At 39.3% G+C, this 12,435-nt stretch carries 8 protein-coding genes; 3 read left to right on the top strand and 5 right to left on the bottom strand.

Translation table 11 applies throughout. From position 1 onward, the window contains the following. Nucleotides 1–10 precede the first annotated feature (10 nt). Nucleotides 11–1,684 carry an amino acid permease gene (locus SK086_RS09730; protein ID WP_324691282.1) on the top strand — a complete coding sequence of 558 codons (1,674 nt, stop codon included), beginning with the start codon at nt 11–13 and terminating at the stop codon, nt 1,682–1,684. A 73-nt stretch (nt 1,685–1,757) separates the two neighbouring features. After that, nucleotides 1,758–5,039, top strand: coding sequence for an amidohydrolase family protein (locus tag SK086_RS09725; protein ID WP_324691279.1), 3,282 nt, complete (start codon nt 1,758–1,760; stop codon nt 5,037–5,039). Nucleotides 5,040–5,120: 81 nt separating this feature from the next. On the opposite strand, the gene SK086_RS09720 is transcribed toward SK086_RS09725, so the two are convergent. Both SK086_RS09720 and SK086_RS09715 read right to left on the bottom strand, forming a co-directional pair. Next, nucleotides 5,121–5,408 (bottom strand): hypothetical protein, encoded by a 288-nt coding sequence (locus tag SK086_RS09720; protein ID WP_324691276.1) that lies wholly within the window; start codon nt 5,406–5,408, stop codon nt 5,121–5,123. 2 nt (nt 5,409–5,410) lie between these two features. After that, nucleotides 5,411–5,662: a helix-turn-helix domain-containing protein gene (locus SK086_RS09715; protein WP_324691274.1), complete on the bottom strand. Its 252-nt coding sequence runs from the start codon at nt 5,660–5,662 to the stop codon at nt 5,411–5,413. A gap of 435 nt (nt 5,663–6,097) precedes the next feature. On the opposite strand from SK086_RS09715, the gene SK086_RS09710 reads away from it, so the two are divergent. Continuing rightward, the gene (locus tag SK086_RS09710; RefSeq protein WP_324691272.1) at nt 6,098–6,970 is read left to right on the top strand and encodes an Abi family protein; all 873 of its coding nucleotides are present in this window, start codon (nt 6,098–6,100) and stop codon (nt 6,968–6,970) included. Between the two features lie 243 nt (nt 6,971–7,213). On the opposite strand, the gene katG is transcribed toward SK086_RS09710, so the two are convergent. The 3 genes from katG to SK086_RS09695 form a co-directional block, all read right to left on the bottom strand. Continuing rightward, entirely contained in the window at nt 7,214–9,406 is a 2,193-nt protein-coding gene (gene katG / locus SK086_RS09705) for a catalase/peroxidase HPI (protein ID WP_324691271.1), read from the bottom strand. 149 nt (nt 9,407–9,555) lie between these two features. Further along, the gene (locus SK086_RS09700; RefSeq protein WP_324691270.1) at nt 9,556–9,927 is read right to left on the bottom strand and encodes a response regulator; all 372 of its coding nucleotides are present in this window, start codon (nt 9,925–9,927) and stop codon (nt 9,556–9,558) included. A 1-nt stretch (nt 9,928) separates the two neighbouring features. Beyond that, on the bottom strand, nt 9,929–12,430 hold the full coding sequence (locus SK086_RS09695) for an ATP-binding protein (RefSeq protein ID WP_324691269.1): 2,502 nt from the start codon (nt 12,428–12,430) through the stop codon (nt 9,929–9,931). Nucleotides 12,431–12,435: the final 5 nt, after the last annotated feature.

Here is a 12,435-nt window from a genome sequence, read left to right as displayed (position 1 = left end):
CTACCCAACCATGTCATTATCCAACTTATTCCGAAAAAAATCGACTTCCGTAATACTTAAAGAAGGCGGCGACGGAGAACATTCGGGTTTAAATAAAGTACTTACGGTAAAAGACTTAACGTTTTTTGGTATAGCGGCTATTATTGGTGGCGGAACATTCAGTGCGATTGGCAATGCTTGTTTTTCCGGCGGTCCGGGCGTGGTATTTTTATACATCATTTGTGCCATTGCCTGCGGATTTACGGCCATGTGTTATGCCGAATTTGCCTCGCGCGTGCCGGTTTCAGGTAGTGCCTACACTTATGCTTATGTGTCTTTTGGCGAATTATTCGCGTGGATTATTGGCTGGGCTTTGCTCATGGAATATTCCATCGGAAACATCTATATAGCCTTTTCCTGGAGCGGCTATTTTACCAATTTACTCGAAAGTTTCCATTTGCATTTACCGGAATGGCTCACGATTAATTATCAGTCGGCTCACGATGCTTTATTAGCCAATAAACCCGGAGAAGGTTTAACCGCCTGGAATACAGCTCCTGTAATTGGCGGACTCCGTATTATTTTCGATTTGCCGGCGGTGGTCATTAATGTGCTGATTACGTATCTGGTTTACAAAGGCACCAAAGAATCCAAAAACTTCAGTAATGCGATGGTGTACATCAAACTGGCCATTATCGTTTTGGTGATAATTGTTGGCGCTATGTATGTTGACATTGACAATTGGACGCCTTTTATGCCAAACGGATTTGGCGGTGTGATGGCCGGAGTTTCTGCAGTTTTCTTTGCTTATATTGGGTTTGATGCCGTATCTACTCTAGCAGAAGAAAGTCAGAATCCGCAACGCGATTTACCACGCGGAATGATTTATTCGTTGGTGATTTGTACCGTCATTTATATTATTTTGGCCTTAGTATTAACCGGTATGGTGAAATACGATTTGTTGGGCGTGAGCGATCCATTAGCTGAAATTTTTGCTTTGAAAGGCGTGAAATGGATGTTGTTCATTGTATCCATTGCGGCTGTTGTAGCTATGACCAGTGTAATGTTAGTATTCCAAATGGGACAACCGAGAATTTGGATGACCATGAGTCGTGATGGCTTGATGCCGAAGAAATTCGCCGAAATTCATCCTAAACACAAAACACCCGGATTTGCTACGATAGTAACCGGTTTGGTGGTGGGAATTCCGATTTTCTTTACCGATGAAAACTTTGTCCTCGACTTTACCAGTATCGGAACCTTATTTGCTTTTGTCCTGGTTTGCGGCGGCGTTCTGATGCTATCGCCACAAAGCGAAGCCGAATTGGCTGAACGAGCCACCAAAGGTAAATTCAGAATTCCGTACATCAATTCGAAATACATTTTTCCGTTGATTTGTTTAGGAGCTTTTGGCGCGGTACAGTACTTTTTACCAACCTTCTTCCCGGACACATTTACTTACTCGGAACACTTTTTCGCCAACAATGCACCAATGGTAGTATTTATAATTTTATGTGTTGTAATGGCTGTGTTGGCTTTCTTAAAAAACTTATCCTTAATTCCACTCCTCGGCTTAATTTCTTGTTGTTATTTGTTAACCGGAATGGCGGTGTCTAACTGGCAATGGTTTGGCATTTGGTTGGTCATAGGGCTTGTGGTGTATTTCTTGTACGGATATAAAAACAGTAAACTGAATAAGGGATAAGTCGAAAGGGATAAGAAAAAAGAAAAAACTTATCCCTTTTCCCTTTTCCTTTTTTCCTCATATTCACATCAGAATGAAAAAAATCAACTTTCTAATCATTGCGTTCGCTTTTACCTTCTCAAACGCTCAAGAAAAAATGGAAACCCCGAAATGGGACGTTGCCAAACCAGGGGAAACTTTTAATTACAAAACCCAAAACTTCACCACTTCCGAAGGTACTTGGATGAATCTCGATGTGAGTCCGGACGGTAATACCATCGTTTTTGATATGTTAGGTGATATTTACAGTATGCCTGTCAGCGGCGGCAAAGCCAAAGTGTTACGCTCCGGAATTCCATTCGAAATCCAACCGAGGTTTAGTCCCGATGGCAAAAAAATTGCCTTTACCAGCGATGCCGGTGGTGGCGATAACCTTTGGGTGATGAATGCCGATGGTTCCGATGCCAAACAAATTACCAAAGAAGATTTTCGCCTAATGAGCAATCCGGCTTGGATGCCCGATGGTAACTATTTGATAGGCCGCAAGAATTTTACTTCTCAGCGTTCAGCAGGCGCAGGCGAAATGTGGCAATATCACATTAGTGGTGGTAGTGGCGTACAACTCACCAAACGCAAAAACGACCAACAAGATGTTAACGAACCCAATATTTCCAGAGACGGGAAATACCTTTACTTCAGCGAAGACATGTATCCGGGCGGTTATTTCCAATACAACAAAGATCCGCACAACGAGATTTACGTTATCAAACGCTACGAATTCGAAACCGGAAAATTGGAAACCATCACCGGAGGTCCGGGCGGTGCAGCACGACCTCAAGTGTCTCCAGACGGTAAAAAATTAGCTTTTATCAAAAGAATCGGAACGAGTACCGTTTTATACTTACACGATTTAGAAACCGGAGAAGAATGGCCGGTGTTTGACCAACTCGACAAAGACCAACAAACTGCTTGGGCCTTGTTTGGTGTGTATCCTAATTTCAATTGGATGCCTAACAACGAAGATATCGTGATTTGGTTTGGCGGTAAAATCAACAAAATCAACACCAAGACCTTGAGTGCTACCAATATTCCGTTTACCGTGGATGTGTCCATAGACGTGGCCGACAGAGTGCATTTCAATACGCCTATTTCAGATACTGATTTCACTGTAAAAATGATCCGAGATGCGGTGACTTCTCCTGATGGAAAAACTTTGGTCTTCAGGGCGCTAGGCTATCTTTGGACTAAAGCACTGCCTAACGGAACACCGAAACGTTTGACCAACGGAACCGACTTTGAAGCGGAACCAACTTTTACCGCCGACAGCAAAAGTATCGTTTATGTTACTTGGAACGACACCGAATTAGGTAGCATTCGCAAAATTGGCGTAGATGGCAAAAATCCGGTAAAACTCACTACCGAAAAAGCCATTTATCGAACACCTTCCCTATCTCCTGATGGGAAAACCATAGTATATAGAAAAGAAGACGGCAATCTTGACCAAGGGATGGCTTATTCTAAAAAACCCGGACTGTACACCATAAGCAGTAACGGCGGCAAAGCCAAATTTATCGGACCAAGCGGCGAATATCCGTTATTTACCAAAGACGGTAACCGCATTTTCTTTCAAACCGGCGGGGTATTTTTTGGGAGCTTGACCAAGGAATTGAAAAGTGTCGACTTGAACGGTAAAGACGAAAGAACACACATTAAAGCCAAATATGCTAACCGTTTGGTGCCGAGTCCGGACAACCAATGGATTGCGTTTATGCATTTACACAAAGCCTACGTAGCGCCTTTAAACATGAACGGTCAGGAAGCCGATTTAGACAATAAAACCACGGCTGTTCCGGTTTCGGAATTGTCTAAAGATGCGGGGATCAATTTGCATTGGTCGGCTAACAGTCAGCAAGTAATGTGGACGCTTGGCGATACTTATTTTGTCAACAATATTAAAGATCGATTTACCTTCTTACCGGGATCGCCTGAAAAGGTGGAAAAACCAACCGATAACGGTATCAAAATCGGTTTAATAGCTAAAGTGGATAAACCTAAAGGGAAATTGGCTTTAACCAACGCCCGAATTATTACCATGAATGGCGATACTGTAATTGAAAAAGGAACTTTAATTGTAAACCAAAACCGCATTGAAGCTATAGGCAAAGCCGGTGAGGTAACCATTCCTACAGATGCGCGCGTATACGACATATCAGGCAAAACGGTAATGCCGGGTATGGTAGATGCGCACGCTCATATTGGTGCCTTTCGCTACGGATTAACCACCCAACAAAACTGGCAGTTGTATGCTAACTTGGCTTACGGAGTGACTACTTCACACGATCCGTCCTCTAATACCGAATCGATTTTTACACTTTCGGAAATGGTTAAAAGCGGTAATTTGGTTGGACCTCGTATTTACTCGACCGGTTTTATATTATACGGTGCCGATGGCGATTTTAAAGCCGTAGTCAATAATATAGACGATGCGCGTTTCTCAATTAAACGAACCAAAGCTTTTGGAGCTTTATCGGTAAAGAGTTACAACCAACCGCGTCGCGACCAACGCCAACAAGTATTACAAGCCGCTCGTGAAGAAGGCATTAACGTAGTACCTGAAGGCGGCTCTAACTTTTTCCATAATATGAGCATGGTAATTGACGGTCATACCGGCGTAGAACACAACATTCCGATTACTCCGGTTTATAAAGATGTATTGACCCTTTGGGGCAAAACCGGCGTGGGCTATACTCCTACGCTGATTGTCAATTATGGCGGTTTGAATGCTGAGTATTATTGGTACCAAAAAACGAAGGTTTACGAAGACAAAAAGTTATTGCAATTTACGCCGAGAGGCATCATCGATTCGCGTGCCCGTTTCCGCACCATGGCGCCGGATGAAGAGTATGAAAACGATCATATCTTAACTTCAAAATCAGTAAAAGCTTTGGCCGATAACGGCGTTAAAGTGAATATGGGTGCCCACGGACAATTGCAAGGTTTGGGCGCGCATTGGGAATTGTGGAGCATCAACCAAGGTGGTATGAGTAATTTAGAAACCTTAAAAACCGCTACCATTAACGCCGCTAACTATATAGGTGCCGGTAAAGATATCGGTTCGTTAGAAGTAGGCAAATTGGCAGATATTTTAGTTTTAGATAAGAATCCGTTAGAAGACATTCAAAACTCGAACTCGTTGCGCTATACCATTATCAACGGCCGCATGTACAATGCCGATACTATGAACGAAGAAGGCAATGAACCTAAAGCCCGTAAAAAATTCTACTGGGAAAACAGCAAATACAACGCGGCTTTCCCTTGGCATGAAGAGACCGAGAGCTTTATGGAGCACCATTGTTGTGATGCGGTTCATAATTAAGGGATAAGAGATAAGAGATAAGGGATAAGGGATAAGTTTCATCACTAGTCCCTTTTCCCTTTTTTACATTTTACTTTTTATTTATCCCAACAAAATCCGCTTCTTAGTTTCCTCGAGAAGCTGTTTTTCGTAGGTTAATAACTGTTGTTGGAGCATGAGTTGGTATAACGCATTTGAATTGTTTCTTGCCAACATTTTATTGTTTTTACGGGTAATGAATTCCAATACGCTTTGATGAGCCTCGCTCTTTTCCTGTGGTCGATTTTGAAGATAGTGCAACAGCTTTTGTGCTTTGACTAAGTTGGATAACTTCTTTTGCATGGCATTGATTTTTTGGGCAACCAAAAGGAGTTGGTAATCATTCTCCAAAATCAGCGTTTGAGTTGCTTTTCTGTTATCAACGGCTGCGTAGCTTCGTGAGGAAGAGGTTTGTTTTTAACTTCTGAATCTTTTACCTGTTTGAGCAGTTCAGCCAGCAGGAGCTTGGCCGGGTTCGGCAGGCTACCCAATCCCAATTCAAATTTGGCCAACATACTGCGCGTAACCCCTAACAACATGGCCAACTCTTCTTGGGTAAACCCTACGCTATCTCGGATACTGTTTTTATTTTTAGGTGTTTTCATAGTAATAAGCGATTATATTTTACTATCGAATAAAAACTATGCCAATGCGAACACGTTTTTCAAAATAAAAATCTTGTTCGCAATTACCGAACAAGATTTGAAAAATAAAATTCCTGTTCGGACGTAAAATAGTTTGTTCTTGTAAAAGCAATCTAAAGGAAGTGATAAGACGTACAGCCTACAACAGCCTCTTAACAGCATTGCCTATTCCCTAAACTTGGAATTACTTTAAAAAGAAAGTTCTTTAAAAAACAAAGAAAGTTCTTATATTTACAAAGCAGATAATTAAAAAGGATTCGGTGAAACGAATCCTTTTTAATTTCTTTTACTTGATACGTTTCTATTAAGGAAAGAGGCTTTAAAAAGTCTGTAGTGCACAATTTAAGAAAAATTGTCACGCTATACCAAAGCCGTTTTGGATTAAAACATAAAAATATGAGCAAACTTGCCATCCCTATTAGTGAGCAAATTGAAAGATTAAAAAAAAAGGGATTAGACACTAGCTGTTTTAGCGAAGATAAAGTCAAAGAGATATTATTGGATATCGGTTATTATCGGTTTGGCTATTACTGTCATCCTTTTATGGATAATACCAGTGACACCTTTAAGGATGGGACTAAAATAGGGACTATCATAGATTTATATTATTTAGATACTGATTTAAAATATCTTCTTCAGAAATACATTAATAGAATTGAAATAAACTTTAGAACAAAATTGATCTATTTTGTTTCTATGAAATACAAAAAAGACCCAACTTGGTTTATCAATAATGAGGTCATGGAACAATCATTTATTGATAAATTTGAAGATATTTATTCTGAAAAATTTAAAACCGAAAATTTAACTATTAAAAAGCATCATAAAAAATATCCTGATGATTCATTTGCACCGGTTTGGAAAACATTTGAATACCTAACTTTAGGAGCAATAATAACCGTTTTTTCGAATATTAAAGATGAAGATATCAAAATAAGAATTTCAGATTGTTACGGAATTAGAGATTTAAATAAATTTTTAAGGTTATTGCATACCGTACGACAAGTGAGAAACATATGTGCTCACAGCGGTGTTTTATTTGACTACCGTTTGCCTCAGAGTATAAATTCGATTCCACAAATTACATTCAACGGAAGTGATAGAAATTCTGTTGATGCCTGTATAAAAGTTATATGTTTTTTTACAAAGTGCATCTCTACTAATCGACACAATGATATAGAGAAAGAAGTAAAGGAATTATTTTACTCATTCGAAAAAAATGAACAAATAAAAAAAATTATAACAGATAAGATTAATTATAATTTTTAATCATGTCATTATATATCCCAAAATTATTGTACATTTGCTCCGTATTAAGTGCCTCATTATTCGAATGCTTTAATGGTGCACTCTAAAAAAATAATAAAAAACCCAGTCTAGTAAATAGCACTGGGTTTTGTTTTATAAAAAATACCCCGCTCGTGCGCGAATCCTTTCGCGTTCGACAACCACAAATAACAAAAAAAAGGAGGTCAAATGACCTCCTTTTTCATTACATAACTTTAATCCGTATTATGCTAAATCATAACGGTCGGAATTCATGACTTTAGTCCAAGCCGCTACGAAATCTTTCACAAATTTTTCTTTGTTATCGTCCTGGGCATATACTTCGGCATACGAGCGCAAGATAGAGTTAGAACCAAAAACCAAGTCAACGCGTGTCGCAGTCCAACGGGTTTCACCGGTTTTTCTGTTTACAATGTTATACGAGTTTTTACCGGTTGGTTTCCATGAATAGTTCATATCAGTTAAGTTCACGAAGAAGTCGTTGCTCAACACCCCAACCTTATCGGTAAACACACCGTGTTTAGAACCTCCGTAATTGGTACCTAACACACGCATTCCACCAATTAAGGCTGTCATTTCGTGTGCCGTTAAACGCATCAATTGGGCTTTGTCTAACAACATTTCTTCCGGCTGTACTTTGTAATCGCTTTTCACCCAGTTGCGGAAACCATCGTGTAACGGTTCTAATACGTCAAACGATTCGGCATCGGTCATTTCGGCAGTAGCGTCTCCTCTACCCGGGGCAAAAGGTACTTTGATGTTTACGCCGGCAGCATGAGCCGCTTTTTCTACCGCAGCTGTTCCACCCAACACTATCAAATCGGCTAAGCTTACTTTTTTGCTCAATCCGGCTTGTAATTCGGTTAACTTATCCAATACTTTTTGCAAACGCTCCGGTTCGTTGCCTTGCCAATCTTTTTGAGGCGCTAAACGAATACGAGCACCATTGGCACCACCACGGAAATCAGAACCACGGAAAGTACGAGCACTATCCCAAGCCGTGTTGATTAACTCGGTTGCCGTTAAACCACAATTTAACAATTTGGCTTTTAAGTCTTCGATTTCTGCCTCAGTTAAAGTATAATCTACGGTAGGAACCGGATCTTGCCAAATCAACTCTTCTTGAGGCGCATCAGGGCCTAAGTAACGGCTTCTTGGTCCTAAATCGCGGTGTGTTAGTTTGAACCAAGCTCTGGCAAATACATCTTCGAAATAAGCAGGATCGTTGCGGAATTTCTCTGAAATTTTGCGGTATTCCGGATCCATTTTCAACGCCATATCGGCATCGGTCATGATTGGATTTTTTCTCACACTCGGGTTATGAGCATCAACCGGCTTGTCTTCTTCTTTCATGTTAATCGGTTCCCACTGCCAAGCACCGGCCGGACTCTTTTTCAATTCCCATTCGTGGTTGAATAAGATGTCGAAATACGTGTGGTTCCATTTGTCAGGGTGTGAAGTCCAAGCGCCTTCTAAACCACTGGTTATGGTATCAGGGCCATTGCCATTGCCTTTAGGGTTTAACCAACCAAAACCTTGGGTTTCTACATCGGCTGCTTCCGGTTCAGGTCCTAAAGCGTTAGCATCACCGTTACCGTGGGCTTTTCCTACGGTGTGACCACCGGCAGTTAACGCTACCGTTTCTTCGTCGTTCATGGCCATACGGTCAAAAGTCACTCGCATGTCTTGAGCCGTTTTTAAAGGATCAGGATTTCCGTCAACACCTTGCGGATTCACATAGATTAATCCCATCATTACGGCTGCCAACGGATTTTCTAAATCTCTTTCGCCTGAGTAACGGCTTTTTTCGCCACCGGATACCGCTAACCAAGTATTTTCGGAACCCCAGTAAATGTCTTTTTCAGGGTGCCAAATGTCTTCACGACCACCGGCAAATCCGAAGGTTTTGAAGCCCATAGATTCGTACGCCATATTTCCGGCTAAAATCATCAAATCGGCCCAAGAGATTTTGTTTCCGTATTTCTTCTTGATAGGCCATAACAAACGGCGAGCTTTGTCTAAGTTTCCGTTATCAGGCCAACTGTTTAGCGGCGCAAAACGCAAATTTCCGGTTCCGCTACCACCACGACCGTCGGCTATACGGTAACTTCCGGCACTGTGCCAAGCCATACGAATCATCAATCCGCCATAGTGACCCCAATCGGCCGGCCACCAATCTTGGCTTTCGGTCATCAGTTTTTTCAAATCGGTTTTTAACGCTTCAAAATCCAATTTTTTGAATTCTTCCGCATAATTAAAATCTTCTCCTAATGGATTCGTTTTGGTGTCGTGCTGGTGTAAGATGTCTAAGTTGAGGGCATTAGGCCACCAAAAACTGTTGTTGGGAACATCGGTTCCTTGTTTTACTTGAGCGCCGGAAAAAGGACACTTTCCGCCGCTGATACTGTTGTTTTCCATATTATCAATTGGTTTTAGTTGAAACTCTTTCGGCTAAGTTACAAAGAAACTACCTATGAAAATATTTATATCAATAGAAAAAAACTATTAAAATATACCATAATGGTTATTACAACAACAGTAAGAACAAATCGGATAAAAGTAAGTCTTTAAGCAATCAATTTTTGCAGATTGGAAATATCAAGAGGTTTTTCTAAATATCCTTTTAATATAGGATATTGAGTGGCTTGCTCTTTATCTTTATTATTTAACGATGATGTTAAAATAAAAATATTGAATTGATCACAATTAATGCCTTTGTGTTTTAGAAGGGCATCTAAAAACTCAAAACCATTCATTTCGGGCATGTTAATATCCAATAAGATGATATTCTTTTCTGTGTCGTTGCTATTTTTAAGATAGTCCAAAGCCTTTTTCCCTGAGATAAAATCGGTTACTTCGGCTTCTAAATCATTTTTTATAATTACTTTTTTGTGTACCAAATTAATAATGGGATCATCATCAATAAGTATGTATTTCATGTTACAGGGCATTTATGGGTAGTTTAATTTCAACTTGGGTTCCTATTCCTTTTTTAGATTTTAATGTTATTTTTCCGTTTAGCTTTTCGGTGATTTCTTTGCAGATGTAAAGTCCCAAACCAGATCCCACACTATTGCTGCAACCGCGATAGAACATGTCGAAAACCTTGGGCAGGCTTTCTTTGTCTATCCCTTGACCATTATCGGAAACACTAATGGTTAACATTCTATTCTTTTGGGATAATTTGAATTTTACAAATGACCCTTCCTTATGGCTTTTATATTTTACAGAGTTGCCAATTAAATTTTTGAGCAAAACACTGATTCTGAATTTATCAGTTATTATGTGATCTTCGGTGTTGCTTTCGTAGATTAAATCGATATTAGAATTGCCCGAATACTTGATATCGTCAAATATTTCATACACCATTTCCTTGAGGTTTACCTCTTCTAATTTAACCTCTAGTCTGGAATTTCGGGAATACTCTAAAATATCTTGTATAGAAGAATCCATGCGACTGGCGCTACTGTCCATTAATTTGATGTATTCCTGTAAATCCGGATTTACATCATCATAATCGATTAACGAAATCAATCCTTTGATAGAAAGTAAGGGCGAGCGCAAATCATGTGAAACCCGATAGACAAAATTGTCGAGTTCGGAATTTACCTTTTGCAGCTCAATATTGTTTTTGAGCAAGTCTTTTTGAATTTTATTCAGCTCACTGATATCAACACCCGATAAAATGATGTACTCTAATTTATCTTCATTAAAAAAAGGCAAAACGGTATTCAACAATTCTACTTCCGTACCGTTTTTAATCACCATATCTTCATACTTAACTGCCGCTTTTTCTTTGATGGCATTTTGTATGTGGAAAATAAGTTTGTTGACTGCTGACTGGTTGTTAATGTCATCCAGATAAACATCGTAAACCGACTTAAAGAGATTATCCTGCCAAAACGGATTACATTCCAACATGGCTTCATTAAAATAAATCAACTCACAAGCCTTGTTAAATACGGCAATTTTGTTGGGTAAGTGATTTAGGATACTTTCATAAAATTGTTTTAGCGAAGCTACTTTTTCATCGGCTATTTTTTTATCGGTGATATCGATAGAACTTCCCACCAAGCGAATCACTTCACCTTTGGCGTCTTTTTCCCCAATGGTAAGCGTTCTGAGATAGCGAACCGATTGATCGTTTTGACGAATGATTCTGTAATCTTGAACAATACTGTCGACTTCTGAATTCAACACTTTATTGCGATTGTCAATTACTTGCTTTTTGTCGTCGGGATGGATAGAATTCAACCAAAAAGAGTAAAATCCTTCCTTAATCATAGCTCTTTCAGCACCGTATTGATTGATCAGTATGTTATTCCAAGTAGAATCGTTAATTGATTTGTTCCATTCCCAAATACCGATTTGCGATTTGTCGGAAATCAATTCAAATCTGGAATTCATTCGCAAAATTTCGGCTTTAAACTCGACTTCGTTGGTAATATCTTTGATTACAAAAATGTTGTTGATGTGCCTTTTAAGTTCATCATATACCGGAATAATCTCGATTTGACTGTAATACAACTTGCCGTCCTTGGTGGTATTGAGTAAGGTAAGCTCAATATTGTGCTTGTTTTTGAGGGCTTTGGTGATTTTTTTCTTTTCAGAATAATCCACTATAAAGTTGTCGAATAATTCTCTGGTTTGCTTGCCGTAAACGTCTTCAAATAAATAGCCTGATATTTTTACAAACGATTCATTAACCCATTCAATCACTCCTTTTTCGTTGGTAATAATTACGCCATTTTTGGTTTTAGTCGCAATGAGCGATAGCTTTTTGAGTTCAATTTCGGAACTGGAAATTTTGGCTATTTGGTCTTGTATCTTTTTATGCTGATAGAAATTAGTCAGTATCGAAAGAAACTGTTGGGTGAATAAGCTGAAAATGGTTTCGTGTTTGTCGTGCAATTTTTCATAAAAAGGTGCTTTTTTTTCAGAAACCAGACCGATAAGACAAACCGATATATTTAAAGTGCTGTCGATGGCCGAATGAAATACCGCATCGGAATAGGTTGATAAATAATCCAATAATGCCAAACGTCTGGATGAAATGACCAACGATTTTGATTTCCCGACTATTTCAGCCAGGTTTAACAAATCATTCGTTACTCTTTGCTGTTCCGAATCATTTTTAAAATGCAAACTTTCACTAAAAAACAAGGTGTTTCCCGTAGCATTTTCTACAATCAAAACAGCCGAGGCTTCCACTTCCAAAACATCAATAATACCCTCGACAGACATCGTTAGGAAGTCTTCAAGTTTACTGCTTTTGAGGGCGTGATTACTGAATTTGTTTAAACGTTTGTATAAAACTAACTCGTGGTCTAATTTATCTTGAGCATTAATGAGTTGCTGTTCGATATAGGAGAAGCGAGTAACGCGTAATTGCAATTCTTTGTATTCCCTTAGCAATGAATCAAAATTATTTTTGGTCTTCATTGGGA

The organism is Flavobacterium cheonhonense (assembly GCF_035671315.1).
In the GTDB taxonomy this organism is placed as follows: domain Bacteria; phylum Bacteroidota; class Bacteroidia; order Flavobacteriales; family Flavobacteriaceae; genus Flavobacterium; species Flavobacterium cheonhonense.
The sequence above is the reverse complement of the archived record's forward strand: the minus strand, read 5'-3'. Positions and strand labels throughout refer to the sequence as shown.

What these genes read in the sequence shown, in the direction of transcription:
- SK086_RS09730 (WP_324691282.1), top strand. Translation starts at nt 11, where the DNA reads ATGTCATTATCCAACTTATTCCGAAAAAAATCGACTTCCGTAATACTT.
- SK086_RS09725 (WP_324691279.1), top strand. Translation starts at nt 1,758, where the DNA reads ATGAAAAAAATCAACTTTCTAATCATTGCGTTCGCTTTTACCTTCTCA.
- SK086_RS09715 (WP_324691274.1), bottom strand. Translation starts at nt 5,662, where the DNA reads ATGAAAACACCTAAAAATAAAAACAGTATCCGAGATAGCGTAGGGTTT.
- SK086_RS09710 (WP_324691272.1), top strand. Translation starts at nt 6,098, where the DNA reads ATGAGCAAACTTGCCATCCCTATTAGTGAGCAAATTGAAAGATTAAAA.
- katG (WP_324691271.1), bottom strand. Translation starts at nt 9,406, where the DNA reads ATGGAAAACAACAGTATCAGCGGCGGAAAGTGTCCTTTTTCCGGCGCT.
- SK086_RS09700 (WP_324691270.1), bottom strand. Translation starts at nt 9,927, where the DNA reads ATGAAATACATACTTATTGATGATGATCCCATTATTAATTTGGTACAC.
- SK086_RS09695 (WP_324691269.1), bottom strand. Translation starts at nt 12,430, where the DNA reads ATGAAGACCAAAAATAATTTTGATTCATTGCTAAGGGAATACAAAGAA.